We start from the raw sequence: 23628 nt of genomic DNA, 5'->3' as shown, positions 1-23628 counted from the left end.
GCAAATCCAGCCGCCCGCTTCTTTATCTGACCCGCCCAACCCGGCATTGGCAAAGCAACACCCCGCAGCGTGACTCACCGCTGCGGGGTGCAACTGAACCCGAACCGAACGGAACCCAAATCGGCAATCGTTTACTGCGCCAGTCGCAACCGGTAGAACACCGCCGGATTGGCCTGATCCACCGGGAGGCTCACTTGATTGGTCAACGCAGAGCCCGGCACGTCGAACCACGCGTTGGTATCGTTCGAGAGGCCGGTTGCCAGGGAGTTCGTCTGTGCCTGCAACGTCCAGCCCGTATGACTGGCCGGCCAGCTCAGGACCAGGTTGCTGCCCGAAATGCTCGCCAGCACGTTGGTGGGATTCGGATCCACCGTCGCCGGAACGGCGGTCACGGCGAGGGCAATCCAGCCGTTCACCGTGTCATTCGTCAGCGTGGCGGTGACGCCCGCCGGCAACGGCGCAAGGGCCGGGACGCTGCCCGACAACGAAGCGCCGTAAGCCACCAGCGGATAAATGCCGGGCGCGGTCAGGCCCGTGGCATCAGCAATTTTGATCGTGTTGGCGCCGTTCACATACAGCCCGCCGGGGACGTTGAGAACTGGAACGGTCGTGCTGGCGACGTGCGCGAAGGCCAAGGTAGCCGTGCCGCTCGTGCCCAAGTTCAGGAAACTCATTGGTGCGGAGCCGGCATTGTTGTTGTTGCTCACCACCAGCGTGGCTCCGTCGGCAACCGTGAAGCTGCCGGCTCCCGTGCGCGCCGTGGTGATGCTGAGCGTTCCTTCGTTCACCAGGGTGTCACCCGTGTAGGAATCCGCGCCGGCCAGCAGCATCGTGCCCGCGCCGGTCTTGATCAGCCCGCCCGCACCGACATTGTCTCCGGAACCGTCCCGCAGGCCGCTGGTCACCACCAGATCGGCGGCGGCATCGGCGGTGGTGTTGCTGACAGCAAACGTGGTAAGCGAATTGCCCGCCAGGTGGTTGAACCGGCCGTTGCCCGACGAAATAGTGGCTGTGCCAGCGCCGCTCACCGCGACCGTGCCGCCGAGAAACTCGTAACCTTCGTAACTGCCCGAGTCCGTGGTGGATTGGGTGAGCGTGCCGCCGTTGTTCAAGGTGACGTTGCCCAGAATGTTGAAGCGCGTGGAGTTCAACGTGCCGCCGTTGAGAACCACGGCTGGAATGTCGAAGACCGTTTTGCCGCCGCCCCCAAACTGGTTGTTGGCGCGAAAACTCAGCGTCGCGCCGCTCTGCACGGTGATGGTCCGTGCACCGTTCACGGCGCCGAGGTAGCCGTTCACACCACCACCCTGCGTGGTGCCGGTGTCCAATGACCCGCCTGCCAGCGTGAAGTCACCGGTGAAGCTGTTGTTGGCGTTGCCCAGCACGAGTTTTCCGGCGCCCACCTTGGTGAGCGCGTTGGTGCCCGAGATGACGCCGGAGAGCGTCAGTTGATCCGCCGCCACACCCACCACGGCGTCGGCCGTGAGGGCAACGGCGCTGGTGGCGCCATTGGTGCCGGCCAAACTGCGAAGCCCGCCCGTGTTGCCGGCTCCCGTGCTCGCGAGCGTGAGCGCTCCGCTGCTGAGGGTAATGCCGCCTTCCACCTGAAGGGCTGCGCCGGCGTTGACCAGCACCGTGCCCGTGGCGAGCGCCCCCGAGTTCTGCACCTTGATTGCACCGGCGTTGATGACCGTGCCGCCGGTGTAGGTGTTGGCTGTGGCCAGCGTGAGCGAACCCGCGCCCTGCTTCGTCAGCGCCGTGCCGCCGGCAATCGCGCCGGTGCCCGTCAGCGTGTAATCCTGGGTCGGATTGCTGACCGCCACCGCGGCCGGCGCCACGTTGGTGTTCAACGTCACCGTGATGGGTGAAGCGCCACTGGCAGTATCATCCAACGTTACCGCCTGGCCGTCGTTGTAAACGACGGGCGTGGCATTGTTGAGCCAGTTGGCCGTGGTGTTGATGTCCCACAGGCCGTCGCCCACGCCCCAGACGAGGACGTTGCCAACGCTGACATTGAGGTCGATGGACTGGTTGCCCGGGTTGTTGACGAGCGTCGCGCTCATGCCCGCCGGCAGGCTGAAGACCGCCGCGGGCGGCGTGCCCGACAAGGTGCCGGTGTATTTGATGAGCGGATACGTGCCCGGCGCAAAGACGCCGTTGCGGACGATGACGTTGAGCGTGCCGTTCACGCTGAGATTCCCGTTCACCAACAAGGGCGCAATGCTGGCGCTGGCCGGCTGGGCGCCGAAATCAAAGTCGGCAAAGGTGGTGCCGCTGTCGAACGTCAGGCCGCCGCACGTCCACTGACCGCCAGCAGCAACTACCCGGACACCGTTGGTCGCACCATCCGCCACCGTGATGGCGCTGGCGACCGAGCCGCCGGTGAGGCCCACGAGCGCGCCGCCGCCGACCATCGTGGCGCCGGTGAACGTGTTCGTGCCCGCAAGCGAAAGCGTGCCACTGCCCGATTTGGTCAGCATGCCGACGCCCGCAATGCCGCCCGCCAGTATTTGATTCGCCGCGCTGTTCAAGGTCAGCGTGCCGTCGTTGGTCATGGCGTAGGCGTAGGTGCCGTTGCCCAGCAACCCGGCCCCGCCAACTTCCAGAGTGGCACCGCCCGTCACGGTGATGGAACCCTCGATGGTGTTCGTGGCCAGCATGACCAATTTGCCACCACCCACGAGGACGGTGTAACTGGCATTCGTGGCACTGGCCGCGGAAGCCGTTTGCCGCCCCATGACGTTCGCCATGGTCAAGGTGCCCGGACCTTGCTTCTCGAAGAAAACGCCGCGCAGGAAAGGCGTCGCGTGCGTGCTGGCATGGGCCAAAATCATGCCGTTGAAGGTGGTGTCCGTGGCCTGGTCCACAATGATGTGCCGGGGACCATCGCCGCCTGCATCGTTGCGCAGCGATCCGTAGCCCGTGAGTGAGGCCAGCGTCAACAGGCGGTTGCCGGAATTCGCGTCCCAGTCGCCGATGATGACGTCCTGCGCGTTGGAGATGCTGTCGCCGGTGTCGAGGTTGAACTTGGTCCCCGCGAGCTGGGAGCCGTTCACGTCATGCAGCCAGAAGCGGCCCGAGGCGCCTTGCAGGCTGCCCGGGTTCAAGCTGGGTGTGCTGCCGCGCAGCATCAGGGTGCCGTTGAACGCCAGCGCGTCTGCGGCGGTAAACTGGCCCAGCGCCGTGTCGGCAGTGCCCAAACGGGTCAGCCTGCCCGTGCCGCTAAGCGTGCCCAAGAGGGAGCCATTGGTGTAGCTCAGGGTGCCCGCCGACACGTTGACGGCGGAGCCGGAAACGTTGTTCAAGGTGGCGATGGTTTCGCTGGCATTCACCTGAAAGGCTGCGCCGCCAGTATCCACCAACACACTGCCGGTGTCGGCGAGCGCCGCACCACTGGCAACGACCAGCGTGCCGCCACTGACCGTGGTCACGCCGGTGTAGGTGTTGGTGTTGGCCAGAGTCAACGTGCCGGAGCCGCTCTTCGTCAGCGTGGCCGCGCCCCCGATGACGCCGCTGCCGCCGAAGGTGTGATCCACCGTGGAGTAGTCCGTGACCGAACCGGGCAGCAAGGTGCCGACCAGGTTGACCGCGGGCGTGGTGGAGCCGGTGTCATCAAAGGTGACGGCGTCGTTGTTAAAAAACTTGTCGGGCGTGCCGAGGTTGTCCCAGTTCAAGGCGCCGTCCACATCCCAAACATTGGCGATGCCGTCGCCCTTCCAGGTGAGGCTGGCAGGTGCGCTGCCGCTCACCACGAGCACGATGTCATTCGGATAGGTGGCGGTGCCATAGGCCAGGGAGAAGGACTGCCGCGTGCCGGAGGAAGTCAGCCCGGTCAGGTTGAAGTTGGCCGTGCTGCCGCCGCGCGTGCCGGCGATTTGAATCAGCGGATATTCGCCCGTCGTCAGGCCCCCAGCCGCAACGCACTGGATGGTTGTCACGCCGGACGCCAAGAAATTGCCATTCACTTGAATGTGATCCCAATTCGCACTGGTCACGTCCATCAACAACGTGGCGCCATTCAGCGCGAGGTCGTTGTTGAACGTCAGCGTGTTGACGGTATTGCTGCCGCCGGGCACGAGCGCGCTCCCGCTGGCCGCGACGAAGTTGCCGTTGACGATGTTCGCGCCCGTGGTGCCGCGGCCGAGGAGGCGGCGTCCGCCGCCGAGCGTGTAGGAGCCCAGCGCCGTGACATCGAGGGTGGTCGCTTCGACGTTGGGAGCATTAAGATAAATCTCGGCCGTGTTGGGCAGTGAACTGCCGGGGGCAAGCGCCAGGGTGCCGCGATTGATGAGGGTGCTGCCCGAGTAGGTCCAGGCACCGTGGGCCGTGACGTATTGCGCATCCGTGCCCGCCAGCGATTCGCTGCCGATGCGCACGGAACCGGTTCCGGAAATGTCGTTGGTGACATCGTATGCATCCGTCCTTGAGAAGGTCAGCCAGCCGTTGTTGACGATGCTGGCCGTGCCGAGCGTGCCATACGTGCCGGCGTTGGCATTGGCGTTGGCTGACGAACCCGGTGCAGGCGCCGTGCCGCCCACCCGGACTTCGGCGGTTGCGGTGATGGTCACCGTGCCGCTCATGGTGTTGGTGCCGGTGAGGATGAAACCGTTGTTAAGGTTGTCAAAACCCACGCCAGTGTCACGGAACTCAAGATTGCCGCCGCCCGAAATGGGGCTCTCCAGTTTCAACCAGCGTCCGCTGCCGCCGGTGTTCTGGTTGTCGATGAAGGAAGTGGTCGCCGCCTGCAGCGCGATGGGATTGTCCCAAACCCAGTTGCCCAGCGAACCGGCGATGGGCGTGCCGTCCGCCAGCCCGCCTCCAGCCAGCGTGATGGTGCCGGAGCCGAGGGCATTCAACCGGTTCCAGATGGCCGCCACCGTGCCGCCGTTGATCTGCCAGTTCACGTTGCCCAGCGAGGCGTTGCCCATGTCCAGATACACGGTGCCCGCACCGTTCTTGGTGAGGGTGGCCCCGGCGGAATTGTTCACAAAGACACCCACACGGTTGTTGGCCGAGTCGTTGGCGGCGGGGGCAAACGTCGCGTTCGGGGAGCCGATCCGGAAGGTGCGCCCGGCAGCGATGTCCCATGTCTGACTGGCGTCCATCTGGAAACGGCGGATGACCAGATTCGTGGTGGCGCTGGACAGGTCGAGGCCGCCGGCGCCAATGCCAAGGTTGTTGGGCGAGGTGCTGTTGTTGATGAGCACCGCGCCGCCCGGCGATGTCACGCGCAGCCCGGTCCACTGCACCAGGGCGCCGCTATTCAACGTGCCGGTGGTCGCATAGGTGCTGTCAAAGACGGCTGTGTCTGTGGCGGTGGGTGCGGTGCCGCCCACCCAACTCGAACCGAGGTTCAGATTGTCCAGGTTGTTGGTCTTGACGACGTCCGCGCCCCGCACTCCGGGCGCGGCCAGACACAGCGAGGCCAGAAGGGCCAAGGCCAGTTTTGGCTGGTTGATTTTCATGGGTTGATTTGATTCGTTTGGGTTGGATTGATCAGCGAAGCATGAATTGCCTGACAAGCGCGCCACCCAGTCACTGGCGGCGGTCCATGGTGTAGTCCGGGCTGGCCCAGGCGCCGACGACGAAGCGGGTGAAGCTGGCGTGACCATCGGCGAAGACCGTGTTCCACCGGTTGTCCCTGAACTTCGTGTGGCGGTATTCGAGTTGCGGCGCGTCCGTGCCATTCCACACCGGGAAGAACGCCCCGTTCTCCGACATCACCACCATGCGAACCGGATCGCGGATTTCGGTGTATTTGACGCTCCGCAAATTGGGATCGCCCGCGACCGTCAGGGTGAATTGCGCTTCTGACGGCGACGCCCCGCCGTGCGTGTTGGCGCTGTAGGAGGAGCCGTAGGTTTGGTAGCTGTTGTTCGTGCTGCCCGGCAGGGGCCGATCCATGGGGCACAACGCCGGCGGCACCTCGGCATTGGGCTGGAACTGGCCGAGATACTGGTTCAACGGCCGCTTGGTGGCGTCGAGCGTAATGTAGCCGCCGCTGTTGCCGGCCCGCCCCAGCCAGCCATACATGGTGCCCTGAATCTTCGCAGGAAACGTGTCGCGGTTGTCGTCGAGATACATGTGCACCGCGAGCCCCACCTGCTTGAGGTTGTTCAGACAGGACGTCTGCTGCGCGCGGGCTTTTGCCTTTCCCAAGGCGGGCAGCAGCATGGAGGCCAGGATGGCAATGATGGCAATGACGACCAGCAGTTCGATCAAGGTGAAGCCCCCGCGGCAACGTTCTGCCCCTGCGCGCTTCTGACACTCACTACGGATGACCGGGCTCATGTTCGGACTCTAGGTCCGGCCCGCCGGAGCGAGAACAGAATTCAACTTGTCTTTTGACGTGACAGGCAACGGCACCCGTGCGCCGGCGATCCCCGCCGCCGCAAATGTTCCGCACGAAATCGCGGGCGCCTACGGATAGGTCAGGCGGTAGAAGACGGACGGCTGCGTTGGATCAATCGGGACAGTGATGGCGTTTGTGGCCGACGAACCGGGCACCGCCACCCACGCATCACCACGCAGCCCGGTGGCCAGCGCGTTGGTTTGCGCCTGCAAGGTCCAGCCGGTGTGATTGGGCGGCCACGCCAGCGTCAACTGGCTGCCCGCCACGGTCGCGGCGAACTTGACGGGGGCAATGCTGACGCCCACGACGCTCACCGTCAGGTTCGTCTGCGCCGTCTTCAAGGGATAGCGCCCGCCGTAGCCGGAATCCTGCACCGCCACGGTCAGCGGAAACGCGGTCACCGAGCCGTCCGCAATCGCCGTGTTGTCCGCCACCGTAATCACGCCGCTGGCCGCGTTGACCGCGAATGTGTTGTTCGAATTGCCGCCCGCGATTTTGTAGGTCAGCGTGTCCAACGGACTGTCCAGCGCGACCAGCGTGGCAACGGTCTGGCCATTGGTCACGTTCGGGGAAATGAACACGGACGGATTGTTGATGAGGCGCGGCGCGTAATTGAGGTCCACAGGCTGCAGGTTTGCCGCGGGAATGACGTTGGTTACGCCGCTGCCGGACACGAGCCAGCCGACTTCAAAATGGTCCCCGCCGCTCCCATCCTTCTGCAACACTTCGAGGTAATAACGCTGGCCCGCCACCAGGCCTACCTGCAACGGCGAGGTCTGCGAAGGGAATTTGGTCCATTGCGTCACATCGGACCAACCCGTCACCGAAGCGATGAGCACCGCGTTCGACGGGTTTTCATTCGGGCTGAACCTGAGCTGCCCATCGTCGTCGGACGACAGGAAAAACCGGTAATCGCCACTGACGGAAGGCACCACGTAGCCGCGGGCGCGCGAGCCGTAACCATCGGCCACGTTCTGGTCGGTGCTGAAGTCGCCGAACGCCAGCAACCCATCCGGGCGGCCGGGATATTTGACGTTGTTCGTCAGGCTTGCCAGCGACGTGCTGGTGCCGAGGTTGTAGAACATCTCGCGCTGGAGATTGGTGACGGCGATGGTGTCCGGGCTGATCAACGTCAAGCTGACCGACGTGGTGGTTGCGAGCGGCGGCGCGCCGTTGTCGGCGACGCGGATGCTCAACGTAAAATTGGTGGTCACGCTGGCTTGAAGGGCGGTTTCACTGGCAATGCGCACCCATCCGCTGGTGTCCACGGCAAACACGCCGCCGACATTGCCGCTCAACAGCGTGAACGTGTGGCCGTCGTTGGTGTTGACGTCCGTCACCGTCACCCGGCCGACCGCCGCGTTCAAAAAGGCATCCCGCCGCACGTTCGCCGCAAAGCCCGTGGCGCGCGGCACGTAATTCAAGAAATACGGCGCCAGGTAGAGTCCGGCGATGACGTTGGTTTGCCCCGCAGTGGCCGGGCCGGACCAGCCCACGGCCAGGTTGTCGCCTCCGCCGCCTTCCTTTTGGCGGGCCTCGATGTAATAAGCCTGCCCCGCAATCAGCGTGCGCGCGGCGGATTTTTGGCTGGCATACTTCGTCCACTCCCGAGGCCCAGCCCAGCTGCTCGAACCGCTGATATAGGCGATGCGCACCGCGCTGGCGGGATTCGTGTTGCCCCCCAGCCACAATTCCCCGTTGTCGTCCGAAGCGATCCAGAAGGTGTAAAGCCCGGTCGCCGGCGGAATCAAATACCCGCGCATCGCCGAGCCGTAGCCGTCACCGCGATCCGTATCGCCTTCGAACGTCGCCCGCGGCTGTTCCCAATCCGGGTCGCGGGGGAAACGTGCGTTGTTGGTCAGATCGCTGATGAGGTTTCCGCTGCCAATGCCGTCGTAAACCGCATAACGGATGGTGCCCGGCTGGAACGGCGAGGTGTTCGTGGCCACGGCGAGCTGGACGAAATTCGTCGCGCTCAGGACGGGCGAGCCGTTGTCCGTCACGCGCACGGCCAGGTTGTAAACGGCCTGCACGGCGGGATCCAAATCACCGGCCACGGTCAGATCGCCGGTGACACTGTTGAGGGCAAAGACGCCGTTGTTGTTGCCGCTGAGAATGGCGAAGCTGAGCACGGTGTAGGCATCGGGATCGCTGGCCGCGAGCGTGCCCACGAGCGTGCCCGGTTGCGTGTGGGCGATGAGCGAATTGGTGAAGCCCGTCAACGACGGTGCCTCGTTGACATCAAGCACGCGCACCACCACGCGACGGTTGAGTTCTGTCAGGCCCGGATTTGTCAGGTTGTTGATGTCCACGAACAGTTCAAACTGCACCGGGAAGCTGCTTTGCGCGCCCAACGCTTCGTAGTTCAGCGCGGCGGCATTGGCCACCGTCAATACGCCGTTGTTGTCGAGTGCAAATGTGTCCGCGGTGTTGCCGGCCACGATGGTGTAGGTGAGCGTATCGACGCCGAGGTTGGTGGCGGTGATGGTGCCGACGGTGGTGCCGTTGGGTGAATTCTCCGCAATGCTGAAGCGGCTGGCAAGCGCGGCGCCCGCCACGGAGCCCGTGATGGAGTAGTAGCCCAGGCTCGCGTAGCTCGAAAAGCCGTTCGTCAGTGGATCATTGCGACCCGCACCCGTGACACGGAAGGTGTAGGTGCCCGCCGACAAGTTCGTGCTGATGCTGGCCGACAGCACGTTTTGCGGGTTGTTGCTGGCAATGACGGTGTCGCTCGCGTCGGCCAGGGTCGCCATGATGGCGAGGTCCGCCCAGTCCCCGACGGGATTCGCCGTCAAGGTCACCGTGCCGCCCGTGGTGGTGAAACGAAACGCATCGGTGTCGTCGGTCGTTTCCACCACCCCTTCCGCGGATGCCGTGAAATTGGAATAAACTTCGAGATAACGCGCCGTGCCGAGCGTCGGGCCGGTGTCGTCGGTGCGGTAGTCCACGTTGTTGTTGTTGCTGGCAATGATGTTCAAGTCGTCCTGGGTTTGATTGGCGTAGGCGTATTCGCCTTTGCTCCATTGGACGACCGGCTGGTAATAGCCGACGCCCATGATCGGCGCCCAGCCCGTTGCGCCACTGCCCTGCCCGCCGAAGTAACCTTCGTTGTAGGGGGCGGTGCGGCCGTCGTGGCTCAGGCCCAACGTGTGGCCAACCTCGTGCGAAACAACTTCCGCCGCGGCTTTGCCCGTCGAATAAAACGCCCAGCACGGACGGTCGCCGGTGCTGTTCCAATCCCCGATGTAGGCCACACCGCCGGCGCCCGGCGCGGCCGTCGTCGTGGGGGTCAGCACGCAACGCTGGCGGCTGTTTTCGGGGGCGGCTTCATAGACGCGGATGTCGGTCGTCACATTGATGTTGAACGGCATGTAATCCTCAGCCACGCGTTTCCAAACGTCTTTGATCTGCGCATTGCTTGCGTTCGGCTTGTCGTAGGTGATACCGCCCCAGGTCGGCGTGTAACCGCCGCGATAGTCGAGGTAAATCACGCCGACGGCGCCGGGCAAACTTTGCAGCGAGATGATGCCGCCGTTGTAAGGCGGCACGTAGTCGGGAACGCTTGAAGGATTCAGCGGCGGGATCTCCGCGGCATCCTGCGCCAGCGTCGCGTCATCCGGTGGCGGCAGGAGACAAACCACCTCGTCCAAACGGCGGGCGACCAGTTCGGTCGTGCCGTTCGGTCCCACGGGCTCCAGCCGGAACGCACGTTGGCTGCGCGGGAAAGTCACTTCGCCGGAATAATCGCCCGCCTTCCCGGGCAACGTTTGTTTGCGGAACGAAAACCGTCCCGGCTCCGGCGAGGTGACTTCGCCGGCAACCCAGATCAATTCCCCATCCGCATGCTCCACGTGCTCGATCCGGCCGCGCGCGGGCTGGCCATCCGCCAGCGCAAACTCAATCACCGTGCCCACGACCGCGTTGGAATGCACCGCGAAAAACGTGTAATCCCACGGACGGCGCGAAGCCGGCAAGGGACTGGTGACTTGGCCGGCAGGCCTCGGCGAGGCTGGAGCCGCGCCGGGGACGGATGGCGTGCTGGGCGCGGCGATTTGATTGGCGTTTGTCGTTACGGGTTGCTCCGGCGCCGCGCTCGCGACGGCGCGGGGCGAGGTTTTCCTTTGCTGCGTGACGAGAAACAGGATCACCCCGGCCAATACCAACAGCCCAACCGCCAAACTTTTTTTCATGAGGTTCCTTATCGAGAATTTGCCGGCGCAAAGATGCCCAGTTCCGAAATCGCTGGGCAAGCCGCAGCTTTGGTGATGCGCAGGCGAACTTTTGCAGTCGTCACCGCGGGCACGCGCAACAGGCGGCAATTGCCAATGCTGCTGCCGGTGGCAAATTCGGTCCATTTGCCGTCCTGCCATTGATCAAGCGCAAACGCGTCCACGCGCTGTCCCAGCGGCAGGTATTCGCGCAACCGGACCACGTCAAACGCCACGGGCCGGCCAAAGTCCAGGGTCAATGCCGCGTTGGTCACACCGTCGTCCGTCGTCCAATACGTGTCGCGCCGGTCATCATTCACGCAGCGGGCGGCGAACTGGTTGTCGCCTCCGCGCACCGTGGGCGAAGCCGCCTGCGCCGGGCGCGCCAGGTCGTGCGCGAAAATCGCATCCAACTCATGGCGGAACTCCGTGAGCGACCGCACGTCCACATCGGCAAGGCGACCGCGTCGATCGGGGGGCAGGTTCAGTAGCAGCGAGGCGCCGCGGCCGACCGAGGTGAAGTAGAGTTCCACCAATTGAGCAGGCGTTTTGACCTTGTTGTCCTCGCTGGCATGGTAGAACCAGCCCGGACGGATGGAGACATCGCACTCGGCCGGAACCCAGTGTGTGCCAGGCCGGTCACCGTGATTCAACCGCTGGCTGTCCGCCTGGCCCGGCGCAAATTCGTCGCGATTCAACGTGGCCCAGCAGGGATCACCGGCCTGGCCACGCTCGTTGCCGACCCAGCGGATGTCCGGGCCGCCGTCGCTGAACAGGCAGGCGCCGGGTTGCAGGTCGCGGACGATTTGCCAGGTGTTTGGCCAGTCATAGTAGGTGCGCCGGTCAATGTTTCGCTTTTCCCGGGCGCCGCCGTAATAACCATCACCACCGTTCGCCCCATCGAACCACACCTCGAACAGCGGGCCGTAGTTGGACATCAGTTCGCGCAGTTGATTCCGGTAGTAAGTGATATACGCAGGCGTTCCGTAGTCCGAACGGTTGCGGTCCCACGGCGAAAGATAAACGCCGAACTTCAGGCCATTCGCACGACACGCGTCGGCAAAAGCCTTCACCATGTCACCTTGCCCATGCTGCCAAGGACTGTGCTTGATCGAGTGCTCGGTGAATTGCGAGGGCCAGAGGCAGAAGCCGTCGTGGTGTTTGGCGGTGAGGATGAGGCCCTTCATGCCACCCGCTTTGGCTGCGCGGACGATTTGTTCCGCACTGAAATCGGTGGGGTTGAACAGCTCGGGCGATTCGTCGCCGTAGCCCCATTCCTTGCCGGTGAAGGTGTTGATGGTGAAATGCACGAAGCCGTAGAATTCCAGCTCATGCCAGGCGAGTTGCCGGGCGCTGGGCACCGGTGCGAGGGGAGCGGGCGGTTCAACGGCATGGGCAACCGCGCCCGCCGCCAAAGTCAGCAGAAATGTGGGGAGTAGTGCTTTCATGAATGGGGCTTAAATCAGAAGCGCGATGACATGGTTGAGCGATTGAGCATGCCGCCGTGTCCGGCAAAAGTCACGCCGCCGGGCGAGGATTCAACGGAATTCATGCGGACGCTCTGTTTTGGCCGGTGGGCGCGGCTCGCGGCCCGGGCCTTCGGGCGTCCACTTCCCCGAGTCACGCGGCGAGCCGGCGTTGCCCAAGCCTGCCCGACCGGGCAGCGTAACGGCCAGACCGAAGAAAAGTCGGCGAATCATTTGGACAAGAGTTAAGCATGACGACGCGGTTGGACCCATCAGTTTGCGCCTGTCTTTCCGGGAAACAAGCCGGCGGAGCGGACGCGGCCGCCACGCGAAGTTTCTGAAGCCGCACCGGCCGGAACCGGCGCAATTCAGTTCAGCCTGTTTTGATTTTTTCGAGGGCGCCACGGACGCGGGCGAGTTCGCCCCGGGCGCGTTCCACCAGCGGCAACACTTCGGCCAGCGACCAGTTCTTGGCGGTTTGCTCGATTTCATCACACAGGGCGGCCAGCTTGCGTGCGCCCAGGTTGCTTGCACTGCCCTTGAGGCTGGCCGCCGCACTCAGCGTGCGGGACAGGGAGGTGTAATCGTTCTCGGTCACGGCCCGTTCCAGCACCTTGATTTGTTCCGGGGCCTCCTGCGCGAACAGGTCGATAAGTTCCACCAGCGGGTCGGGCCTGCCCGGCATCCGCAGCTGCCGCAGGCCGGCGATGACGACCGGATCGATGACTTCATCCAGCGCTCGTTGCGCGGCGCGATCGGCCAGTCCCCGGTGCACCGCAGCCTCCAGCTCGGGCAGTTCCACAGGCTTGTTGATGTAATCGTCCATGCCCGCCTGCTCGCATTTTTCCCGATTGTCCGCCTCCGTGTTGGCGGTCATGGCGATGATGTAAACGCGCTTTTGCTTCGGTTCGCCTGCCTCGGCGGCGGGTTGCTCCTTCTCGTTCTCGCGGATGCGCCAGGTGGCTTCATAACCGTTCATCTCCGGCATCTGGCAGTCCATGAGAATGATGTCGTAATCGGTGCGCTTGAGGGCTTCCACGGCTTCGGTGCCGTCCGCCACGCCGTCCGCTTCGTAGCCGAGTTTTTCGAGCTGCTTGAGCGCCACCTGCCGGTTGAGGGGGGAATCTTCGGCAATGAGGATTTTCACGCGTTTAGCGCCGGCTGCCTGAGGATTGTCCGTGTCTGGGGTCATAGGCCGCGATGCGGTTGCCCTGCTGCTGGAGGAAATTAAGCCCGGCGGTGGATTCTGGAAAGTCGCAATTGCAGGCGGCCGGAATCTACGCCGGGCCGCCGTTGGACGCGCTCCGCCGCTTGAGGTCATCGACCAGAAACCGGGCCACGTCTTTGAACTTGGCCACATTGTCCGGGTGCATGGCCATCAGCAGTTCGTGCGCCTCAAGGCAGTTGCGCCGCAACTCCTCCTGAGTGGCAGGTTCGGTGGCGGGCGCTGCGGTGAAATCGGCCGTGGCAAGATTACGTTCCACAAATTGAAACAACCGGGCGACGCCGAGTTCCTCGATCAATTCACGCACTCCGGGCTTGGGATTCCACAATTCCATTGGCGATGGTGGGGCGGCCGCGCCGGCCGCCGGAGCGCGCCGGGCCTCGAACGCCAGCGAGCCGAGAAACGTGCTGTCCATGAGGTCGCAGTCCGAAAGGTCCAGCACGATGCGTTCGTAACCGGCACCCCGAAGGTGCTGGAGCAATCTGCGAAACTCGACCGCGATCGCGAAGTTCGCCCGGCCCTTGATGCGCACACAGGCGGCCTGTTCCCCCGCCCAGACAAAAAGTTTGCCGGTCGTCGGGTTCATGAGTGTCGCGGCGTTGAAGGTTCACCCGGCCCGCCGCAGCGGGCCGGCGCCGCGGGTGTGGCGTTCAATTGAATCGACGAATGACGCATGCCACAAATCGGGCCGCCCGCCGCCCCCCGCTGCTTCGGCGTGAACGCGGGCAAAGGAGTGCGTGGCCAAAGGCAATTTAGCACGGTTGATGCCCCCAATCGGTTTCCTTCAGTGCTTCCTCAAACCGCGCCATCTGTTCCTCCGGCGTCAACTCGGGCGGGGGTTCCGGCGGCGGGCCGGATCCGGGGCCGGTTGGTGACGGGATGGGCGCGGGCGAAGAAGCGGGTGGCGTGGGTTGGTCTGCGCTGCTCATGAAAAGAAACTGCATTTCGAAGTTGGATGCCCGATGCCGCTCCAGCATCGCAATTGCTGGCGCACTGGCAAGGCTCAATGCGGGTTCAACCGGATTGAGCCCACTCGTCAGCGCAGCCAGACGGCAAAAAAACGGGCCGCAGGAAACATTCCTCCGGCCCGCGCTGATTCAAAGCGTGTTCGCGTCTCAATAAGGCAGCGGAAATTTGGCCGTCAGTTCGCGCACGCGGTCGCGGACCTTGCCCAGCGCCTCCTTGTTTTGGAGGTCGAGCAGCACTTCGCTGATCATGTCCCCGATGGCGGCCATTTCCGGTTCCTGCATGCCACGGGTGGTGACAGCGGGCGTGCCCAGACGAATGCCGCTGGCCTGGAACGGTGACCGGGTTTCAAAGGGAATCGTGTTCTTGTTCACGGTGATGCCGGCCTCGTCGAGCGCGATCTGGCATTCCTTGCCGGTGATGCCGCGGGCGCCCACGTCCACGAGCATCAGATGGTTGTCCGTGCCGCCGCTCACGAGGCGGAAGCCGTTCCGCTTCATGGCCTCGGCCAGGGCGGCGGCGTTTTTCACGATTTGCTGCTGATAGGTTTGGAACCCGGGTTGCAGCGCCTCGTGAAAGCACACGGCCTTGGCCGCAATGACGTGTTCCAGTGGGCCGCCCTGGATGCCGGGGAAAATCATCGAATCGACTTCCTTCGCATACTTCTCCTTGCAAAGGATCAACCCGCCGCGCGGACCGCGCAGCGTCTTGTGCGTCGTCGTGGTGACAAAATCGGCGTGCGGCACCGGGCTGGGGTGGATCCCCGCCGCCACGAGACCGGCGATGTGCGCGATGTCCGCCAGCAGCAGTGCCCCCACTTCGCGCGCAATCTCGCCCATGCGCTCGAAATCGATGATGCGTGGATAGGCGCTGGCGCCGACCGTGATCATCTTCGGCTTGTGTTCCCGCGCCATGGCCGCGAGTTGGTTGTAATCGATGCGTTCGTCCTCCTTGCTCACGCCGTAATGAACGATCTCAAAGAACTTGCCGGAGAAGTTCGCCTTGTTGCCGTGCGTGAGATGGCCGCCGTGGCTCAAATCCATCGTCAGCATCTTGTCGCCCGGCTTCAGGAAGGCGAAATACACCGCCATGTTCGTGCTGCTGCCGCAATGCGGCTGCACGTTGGCGTGCTCGGCGTTGAACAGCTTCTTCGCGCGATCGATGGCCACCTGCTCGATGAGGTCCACGTTTTCGCAGCCGCCATACCAGCGCTTCCTCGGATAGCCCTCGGCGTATTTGTTCGTGAGCACCGATCCCTGGGCCTCCATGACGGCCGGGCTGGTGAAGTTTTCGCTCGCGATGAGTTCGATGTTTTCCTGCTGCCGGATGCGCTCGTGTTCGATGGCCTCGGCAATTTCGGGATCAACGTGTTTCAGTTTCAATTCAGTCGGTAGGTTGCGGGGTTCCATTTTGTCCACGCGGCGCTGATGGCGGCCGCCCTCAAATTTTGCGCCCAGAAAGGCATCCACGATTTCGGCCGCGGCCTGGACGGGGGTCGTTTTGCCGGCCAGACACAGCACGTTGGAATCATTGTGCTGGCGGGTGACGGCAGCGGTGTCCCTGTCGGCCACGAGCGCGGCGCGAATGCCGGCCATTTTGTTTGCCGTGATGCACATGCCGATGCCGGTGGTGCAGACCAGCAGGCCGAGTTCCGCACGCTGTTCGGTCACCATCTGTCCCACGGCCTGCGCGTAATCGGGATAATCCGTCGAATCCTTGCTGTGTGTGCCCAGATCGACGTAGCTGATGCCGCGCTCCTCGAGGTGCACCTTGAGCGCTTCCTTGAGTTCAAAGCCACCGTGGTCGCTGCCCAGGGCAAAGGTCACCGGCTTGCCGGCGGCGGCGCGACCAGTGCCGGCATGTCCGTGTTCCATGAACTGCAAAATGCTCGCAATCCCCTGCTCAATCTGGTCCCGGCACATGCGATAAACCGAAACCGGACCGCCAATGGGATCGCTGATGCCCTTCTCGTAAGGGTCCAGCGTGTCGTCGAATTCCCGCAGCAGAAAGGTCTTCTCCGCCGCCTGCGGATAGAGCAATTGCACGGTGTCCACATGACTGTGCGTCATCCCGAAAATGTAGTCCGCCTCCTGCACCAGTTGCGTGGTGAGCATGCGGCTGCGCTGCTGCGAAATGTCGATGCCCAGCTCCTTCATCACCGTCACGGAATGGGGACTCGGTGCCTGGCCATCCACCGCGCCCAAACCTGCCGACAGCACGCGATATTCACCGCGCCCGGCGACGGCGTGGCGGAACAATCCTTCCGCCATGGGGCTGCGGCAAATGTTTCCCGTGCAAATGAAGAGAATCGTTTTCATCGAACAGCAAGCCGCCAGTGTGAGTCCCGCCGGGGAATCGTCAAATGCGAAATCAGAAATGACCCTGTCGCACCACCGCCAGCCCCTTGAGCAAATCAATGCCCCGGGCCAGGGCGGGATCCTGAATGACCGGACCGTCCGGGCCGGTGCGGCCCAGCGGGGCAACGTCTTCTTCGGCGTCGCCATCCGTGCGGTGTTCCCGGACCAAATCCGCCTCGGTCAGACGGACGCGCTTGGGCGGATTGGCAACGGTGTTGGTGGAGCTATCCTCTGGCGCCAGCGTGCCGGCGAACGGATCGGCGTAAAACCGCCGCTCGTCGTCCGGGTTGACCTTCACCTCAATGTCCGGCGCGACGCCCGTGGTCGGAATGGCCTTGGCGTCGCCAAGCTGGACGGATGCCGTCAACAGTCGCAGCGTCTGCCCCGTGGAAAGTTTGAACTCGTTCATCACACCCGCATGACCTGCCGTCCGGGTGCCGATCAACAAGCCGGTGGCCGTTTGACGCAGCATCGCCCCCACGGCCTCGGCCGCACCGCCGGTTTCTTCGTTCAGCAACGCCACCACCGGCAGCTGGATGGCGTTGGTCTTGGCTTCCGAACGGAGCAACCCCTGCCCCGCATTCAGCAACGGCACTTCCTTGCTGAGAAACAAATCCACAGTGTGGGCGGCCGCCGTGTAATCGGTTCCATCGGCATACCGCAAGTCCAGCACGAAGCCGGTCAGTTTGTTCGTGGCCGAGAGGCGCTTCACGGCGGCGGCAATTTCCCCGGGCAACGCGTCAGCCACCCGCTTGACCTGAACATAAGCCACGCCGCCATCAAAAATGCGCTGCCGCGCCACACACGGCCCGGTTGCGGCGGGCGCCACGGCCGTTGCGCTTGCATTGGTCTCCAGCAGCACCCGCCCCTTCAAGGCGAGGAGCAGCCCGTCCACTGCGGCGCGGTTCAGGCTCTCGTCCGTCGCGCCGGCCAGGTGCTCCCGAAGAACGGTTTCCACTTCCTTGAAATCCGGCGTCGCGGGACGTTCGGCCGCGGGAAGCGACAACGCCAGCAAAAGCATGCCGGCCAAACCCAGGATGGAACTGCGTGCAATCATGTTCGTCAAATGCGCCGCCAGTTTCTCATCGGATGGTTCCCGCCGCAACTGCGCAGTCACGCCGCCGCCATTTTTTGCGCCCGGCACCATCGCCCAAACCGCCGGCGCGCCGGCCAGCAACATCACGGGGTGGACAAGAACAACACCTTGCCGCAACCTTTCGCATGCCTTTGCACTCAAACGCCGCGCCCGCATGGCCATGACAACGAATTCCCCCGTCTTGTCCGTCGTTCAAAACCTCCTGCTCGCGCAAGGCGGCGACGGCGCCACACTCCAGCAGGTGCTGGAAATCATCCTGAAACATTTCGGCTGCGTCACCGGCACGATTCATGGGCTCAACCGGGTCACCGGCCGGCTCGAACTTGTCGCCCAGCGCGGCATTCCGGAAGCGATCATGGACAAGGTGAAAGTGATTCCCGTGGGTAAAGGCATGGCTGGCCTCGCCGCCGAACGGAAGTCGCCGGTGCAAGTGTGCAATCTTCAAACCGACACGTCGGGCGTGGCCAAACCCGGTGCGAAGGAAACGCGGATGGAAGGTTCCATCGCCGTCCCAATGTTGGTTGAGCAAAGCCTGCTGCGCGGCGTGTTGGGCATTGCCAAACCGGTCACCTACGAATTCACCGCCGATGAACAGGCCTTGCTGCTGCAACTCGGTGAGGCCATTGGCAAACACCTCGGTCGCCCGACGAAAAAGGAATTGCTCGATCACTATTTTATCGAGGTGCGCCACAAGCTGATTGAAGTCGCCGCCTTCCTGGACCGCGTGGACCGCGCCGAAGGCGAAGACGATTACCGCATCAAAGCCTTCCGCGCCGCGCTCAAAGAACTCGAACGCGCCGAACCCGGGCGCGCCAAACAAATCCTCCTCGCCCTCAGCGACCCGACGACGGAGCCGATTCCGGCAGCGAAGGGAAAGTCGGCGGCCGGAGCATGGCCGCCGGAAGGTTGATGGATGACGGAGGAACATCCGCGTATGTTTAATTTTGAAAAACTCGCAACGTGGCAGGAAGCGATCAGCTTCGCCGACCTGGTCTATGCGCTGGCGCGCGATTTTCCTGATCAAGAGAGATTTGGCCTCACCAATCAAATGCGTCGCGCAGCGGTTTCCATTTCTTCAAACATCGCCGAAGGAAGCTCCCGCACGTCACGGCAGGACTTCGCCCGTTTTGTTGAAATCGCCACCGGATCGCTGTTCGAGGTGGTTTCACAATCGTTCATCGGTCGTAACCAAGGGTTCCTGAGCGAAGATGCGTTCCGCAGCCTCTATGCCGTCGCCGAAAAGCAAGGGAAGATGTTGAGCGGCCTGCGCACATCGCTTGTTAACCAGCGCACGAGCGAATAGTCCCTCAACCAACAACTCTCAACCATCAACCTGAGCGAATGCGCTACATCGAACCTCACGCCCACATGGTCAGCCGGACGACCGATGATTACGCGGCGATGGTCACCGCCGGTTGTCAGGCTGTTTGCGAACCCGCCTTCTGGGCTGGCTTCGACCGCAGTTCCGCGCACGGCTTCTACGATTATTTTTCCCAGCTCACCGACTACGAGCCGAAGCGCGCCGCCAAGTTCGGCCTGCCGCATTACTCGTGGCTCTGCATCAACCCAAAGGAATCCGAGGACGTGAAGCTCGCCGACGAAGTGCTCGCGATCATCCCGGAATTTCTCAGGCGCCCGAACGTCCTCGGCATTGGCGAGATCGGCCTGAACAAGAATAGCCGCAACGAAATGATCGTGCTGCAGAAGCATGTGGACCTCGCCGCGCAACACGACCAGCTCATCCTCGTCCACACGCCGCACCTCGAAGACAAACTCAAGGGCACACGCCTCATCGTGGACCTGCTCCAGCGCGACGGCCGCATCAAGCCCGAGCGCGTCATCATTGACCACGTCGAAGAGCACACCATCGGCGCCGTGCTCGATGCCGGATTCTGGGCGGGCATCACGTTGTATCCCGATTCGAAATGTTCGCCCGCACGCGCCGTGGACATGGTGGAAAATTTCTCGCACGAACGCGTCTGGCTGAACTGCGCCTGCGACTGGGGCCTCAGCGATCCACTCGCCGTGCCGAAGACCGCCCGCGAAATGCGCCGCCGCGGCCACTCGCTCGCCGCGATCGACCGCCTCATCTACCAAAACCCCGCGCGCTTCCTGAGCCAGTGCCCGCATTTTGTTTTACCGGCGTGAGAGGAACAGTGGTTTTACGCTCGCCCTCACCCCGGCCCTCTCCCCCGAGGAGAGGGAGAATCGTTCGCCAGTCTCCTGATAATACCCGCGACTGGATTGGTCGAGCAGCCAGCATAGAACCGGCAAGCGTCCGCAGTCTGCTCCCTCTCCTGGGGGAGAGGGTTAGGGTGAGGGCGGACGTTGACTCAAACTGGGCAGCCGCGCGCTCCTCTGGGCGCCGTTACGTGGCTATCGAAGAACGACGGGGGAGGGACTGCCCGTCCTACCTGGCAGAATTGATCCGTGTCCATCCGCGGTTAAGAATTTGGTGAGCCCATGAAACTCAACCACGACCTTCATCTCACCTACTGCACGAACATCCATCGCGGGGAGGACTGGCGCGAAACCTTCCGCGGCCTGGAACAATACACTCTCGCCGTCCGCCAACGCGTCGGCACGAGCGCACCGTTCGGCATCGGGCTGCGATTGAGCGCACTGGCCGCCCGCGAACTTGCCGAGCCGCCGACATTGCTCGCGTTCCAGAAGTGGCTCGACCAGCACGGCTGCTACGTTTTCACCATCAACGGATTTCCCTACGGCCGCTTCCACGGCGGGCGCGTAAAGGAGCAAGTCTTCGCCCCCGACTGGACCACACGCGAACGCCTCGACTACACCAACCTCCTCTTCGACCTCCTCGCGCAACTCGTCCCGTCCGGCGTCGAAGGCAGCGTCAGCACCCTGCCCGGCTCGTTCAAGGAATTCATCTTCCCTCGTGGCTGCGGCGCCTCGCCGCAAACCGGAGCGCCGGTGTCCTCACCGGCTTACGACGTGCGTAGGTCCAAAGCCGACGAGCACGTCGGCGCTCCGTCCGACTCCGCCGCCAAACTCTCCGCAATTCGGAACAATCTCTGGGCCTGCGTCGAACACATCGCGCGCGTCAGCGAACGCACCGGACGCACGCTGCATCTCGGCGTGGAACCCGAACCGCTCGGACTGTTCGAGAACACCGCGGAAACCGTGGCGTTCTTCGGCACGCTGCGCGACGAACATCCGAACAACCCGCGCCTGAACGCGCACCTCGGCGTGAACTACGACGCCTGCCACTTCGCGTTGCAATACGAATCCGCCCGCGCCGCCATCGCGGAATTCCGCCGGCACGACATCAAGCTCAGCAAGCTGCACCTGAGTTCCGCGTTAAAAGTCCGCGCCACCCCGCAAGCCCGCACCGCCTTGCGCGCCTTCGTGGACGACGTTTACCTCCATCAAGTCATCGCCCGCGCCCCGGACGGCACCCTCACCCGCTACAAAGACCTCCCGCTCGCCTTGGACGCCATCAACCCTCAACCATCAACCATCAACGACTCGGAGTGGCGTATCCACTTCCACATCCCGCTGCACACTCCTCCGGCAGTTCCCCTCCCTGGAGGGGCCAGGGGTGGGTCGTCCGTGGCCGATCCCCTCCCGGGAGGGGTGGGGGGTGGGTTTCCCTGCTTCGACAACACCACCGACCACCTGCTGGAACTGTTGGATGTGCTGGGCGAAAACCCGAAGCTCTGCCCGCACCTCGAATTTGAAACCTACACCTGGGAAGTCCTGCCGCCGGAACTGAAGAATGAAAGCGTCGTCACGCAACTCGTCAGGGAATACGAGTGGTGTTTGGGACAAGTTCAGAAGCGCGGGCTCGTGTAGCACCTTTACGGCTTCTTCCTCGTTGAATTCTAAGAGTTGAATTCCCAAACTCACTGGCAACAATTCAGCTTGGGATTTTTTAAGCGGCCCCATTGCTCCGAAGTTCGACGTTAAGGAGGGACACAAATGCTCTCACTGTGGGTTTATTTTTCTGACGCAGGCGAACGTAATGACTGTAACATGCCCTAAATGCAAAAAAGTTGACCATTTGAAGCCAAGGCCAGACGCTAGCGCGACTTTGCAATTTCCGTCCGCACTGACGTCATTAATCCATCCACCGAAACAACGCCGCCCACCGCGCCCGCGCCGGCCGGCAAGCGTCCCGATCTGGAGATCAAGGACGCGCAGCTCATCTTCAGCGCCTAAGTGAATTCAAGGTAACCCACCCCCGGCCCCTCCAAGGAGGGGAGCCGGACGAGCCGGACGTGGCATGCGCGATTCGGAGTTCCCCTCCTTGGAGGGGTTAGGGGTGGGTTTCCCCGTCTCCCGCTTCCACTCCCAAATTCACCTTGCCTCGTCCGGCATGGACGCGTGAGCATGACTCGCGTGAGCCAGCCCATCATTCCATATCGCGCCGACCTGACGGAGCGTGCTCACACCCTGCGCCGCATAATGACGCTTGCCGAAGTGCTGCTTTGGAATCGGCTCAAGCGAAAGCAACTGTGCGGTTACGACTTCGATCGCCAGCGTCCACTTGGCCAGCGCATCGTGGATTTTTACTGCAAAGAATTGAATCTGGCGGTGGACGTGGATGGCTCCGTTCACGACCACTTGCGTGAACAAGATGAGCGTCGGCACAAGGAAATCGAAACGCTTGGCGTGACACATTTGCGCTTTTGGAATTACGAGGTGAAGAACGATATGGAGTCGGTGCTGAAGAAGATTGAGGATTGGATTCGAGCAGAAGAGACAAAGCGCGGTTGGCCGAGTCGGGAGGTGCCGGTGTTTGTGCCACGAAGTCGCGCAACGCGGGCGGGAAGGTCAGTCAAAACAATTCCGGGGCAACCCACCCCTGGCCCCTCCAAGGAGGGGAACTGTGGTTTGAGAGCCTTCGCATAGTTCGTGTCCAACGAGGGGAACTACAGTTTGTAATTCTTCTTCCGGAATCCCAACCGAAACCGCGTGCCTCGGATGGCGCGACTTTGTAATTTCCCTCCGAAGTATCGCCATGAATTCCGCCACCGAAACCACGCCGACCGCCGCGCCCGCGTCAGCCGGCAAGCGCCCCGATCTGGAGATCAAGGACGCGCAGCTTATCTTCAGCGCCATCTGGACCGAACTGGAGGCCGAGCCGGGCCGCGAACACCTGCGCTTTCCCAAGGAGATCATCCTGCTCGGCGGCGCGCCCGGCGCAGGCAAGGGCACCAACACCGCCTTCATCGCCAAGGTGCGCGGCCTGACCTGCCGCCCCATTGTGATGAGCGCCTTGCTGGATTCGCCCGAGGCCAAGGCCTTGAAGGACGCCGGCAACATGGTGGGCGACCGCGAGGTGGTCCGGCTCCTGTTACGCGAACTGCTGCGGCCGGAATACCAGGACGGCGTCATCCTCGACGGCTTCCCCCGCACGCACGTCCAGGTGGAGTGCTTGAAGCTGCTCGTGGACAAGATGCACACGCTGCGCCGCGAATTCTACAACACCCCGCTCAGCATCCATTTCCGCCAGCCGACCATCCACATCATGGTGCTGTTCGTGGATGAGAAGGAATCCGTGGCCCGCCAGCTCAAGCGCGGCCGCGAGACCCGGGCGTTGATCGAAGAAGCGGAACGTTCCGGCAGCGGCGAAATGCCTGAAGACCGTCCGACCGACCACGACGAATCGCTGGCGAGACGGCGCTACCGCGTGTTCAAGGAACAGACGTGGGACGCGCTGCAATCGTTGAAGGAGATTTACCATTACCACTTCATCAACGCGCAAGGTCCGATCGCCGAGGTGGAACAGAACATCCTGCGCGAGCTGGAATACCAGAGCACGCTGGAGCTGGATTCGCGGACCGTGGACCGGCTGCGGGGCGTGCCCGTCGCCAGCCAGATCATCGTCCACGCCCGGCAGGAACTCGTGAAACGGCTCGACAGCTATGAGCTGGAGCACGGCCCGTTGTTCGCGCGCGTAGTGGTGTTCATCGAGGAAAAAATTCTCCCCAT

The 23628-nt window shown here is 63.1% G+C and carries 14 protein-coding genes; 6 read left to right on the top strand and 8 right to left on the bottom strand.

Annotated features, from left to right (window positions below; translation table 11 throughout):
• Positions 1–131: 131 nt before the first annotated feature.
• The 8 genes from VFV96_04230 to VFV96_04195 form a co-directional block, all read right to left on the bottom strand.
• Positions 132–5465 carry an autotransporter-associated beta strand repeat-containing protein gene (locus VFV96_04230; GenBank protein ID HEU5069606.1) on the bottom strand — a complete coding sequence of 1778 codons (5334 nt, stop codon included), beginning with the start codon at positions 5463–5465 and terminating at the stop codon, positions 132–134.
• 70 nt (positions 5466–5535) lie between these two features.
• Positions 5536–6291 (bottom strand): prepilin-type N-terminal cleavage/methylation domain-containing protein, encoded by a 756-nt coding sequence (locus tag VFV96_04225; protein HEU5069605.1) that lies wholly within the window; start codon positions 6289–6291, stop codon positions 5536–5538.
• Between the two features lie 129 nt (positions 6292–6420).
• Positions 6421–10542: a cadherin domain-containing protein gene (locus VFV96_04220; GenBank protein HEU5069604.1), complete on the bottom strand. Its 4122-nt coding sequence runs from the start codon at positions 10540–10542 to the stop codon at positions 6421–6423.
• 8 nt (positions 10543–10550) lie between these two features.
• The gene (locus tag VFV96_04215) at positions 10551–12008 is read right to left on the bottom strand and encodes an alpha-L-fucosidase (protein ID HEU5069603.1); all 1458 of its coding nucleotides are present in this window, start codon (positions 12006–12008) and stop codon (positions 10551–10553) included.
• Positions 12009–12399: 391 nt separating this feature from the next.
• On the bottom strand, positions 12400–13173 hold the full coding sequence (locus tag VFV96_04210; protein HEU5069602.1) for a response regulator: 774 nt from the start codon (positions 13171–13173) through the stop codon (positions 12400–12402).
• A 130-nt stretch (positions 13174–13303) separates the two neighbouring features.
• Complete coding sequence (locus VFV96_04205; protein ID HEU5069601.1) at positions 13304–13837, bottom strand: STAS domain-containing protein; 534 nt, start codon at positions 13835–13837, stop codon at positions 13304–13306.
• 529 nt (positions 13838–14366) lie between these two features.
• A complete protein-coding gene (rpiB, locus tag VFV96_04200; GenBank protein HEU5069600.1) occupies positions 14367–16535 on the bottom strand; it encodes a ribose 5-phosphate isomerase B in 2169 nt (722 codons plus the stop codon).
• 52 nt (positions 16536–16587) lie between these two features.
• A complete protein-coding gene (locus VFV96_04195) occupies positions 16588–17754 on the bottom strand; it encodes a S41 family peptidase (protein ID HEU5069599.1) in 1167 nt (388 codons plus the stop codon).
• A 76-nt stretch (positions 17755–17830) separates the two neighbouring features.
• Here VFV96_04195 and VFV96_04190 point away from each other — a divergent pair, with 76 nt between their 5' ends.
• From VFV96_04190 to VFV96_04165, 6 genes are all read left to right on the top strand, one after another.
• Positions 17831–18580, top strand: coding sequence for a GAF domain-containing protein (locus VFV96_04190; protein ID HEU5069598.1), 750 nt, complete (start codon positions 17831–17833; stop codon positions 18578–18580).
• Positions 18581–18604: 24 nt separating this feature from the next.
• Complete coding sequence (locus tag VFV96_04185; protein HEU5069597.1) at positions 18605–18973, top strand: four helix bundle protein; 369 nt, start codon at positions 18605–18607, stop codon at positions 18971–18973.
• 38 nt (positions 18974–19011) lie between these two features.
• The gene (locus VFV96_04180) at positions 19012–19818 is read left to right on the top strand and encodes a TatD family hydrolase (GenBank protein ID HEU5069596.1); all 807 of its coding nucleotides are present in this window, start codon (positions 19012–19014) and stop codon (positions 19816–19818) included.
• A gap of 315 nt (positions 19819–20133) precedes the next feature.
• Positions 20134–21486 carry a metabolite traffic protein EboE gene (eboE, locus tag VFV96_04175; protein ID HEU5069595.1) on the top strand — a complete coding sequence of 451 codons (1353 nt, stop codon included), beginning with the start codon at positions 20134–20136 and terminating at the stop codon, positions 21484–21486.
• Between the two features lie 546 nt (positions 21487–22032).
• Complete coding sequence (locus VFV96_04170; protein HEU5069594.1) at positions 22033–22545, top strand: endonuclease domain-containing protein; 513 nt, start codon at positions 22033–22035, stop codon at positions 22543–22545.
• A gap of 109 nt (positions 22546–22654) precedes the next feature.
• Positions 22655–23628, top strand: a 974-nt coding sequence (locus VFV96_04165; protein ID HEU5069593.1) for a nucleoside monophosphate kinase, incomplete at its 3' end; no start/stop codon positions are given.

The organism is Verrucomicrobiia bacterium (genome assembly GCA_035765895.1).
Classification (GTDB): domain Bacteria; phylum Verrucomicrobiota; class Verrucomicrobiia; order Limisphaerales; family DSYF01; genus DSYF01.
Note: the sequence above shows the minus strand (reverse complement) of the source record. Positions and strands in the feature narration are given on the sequence as shown.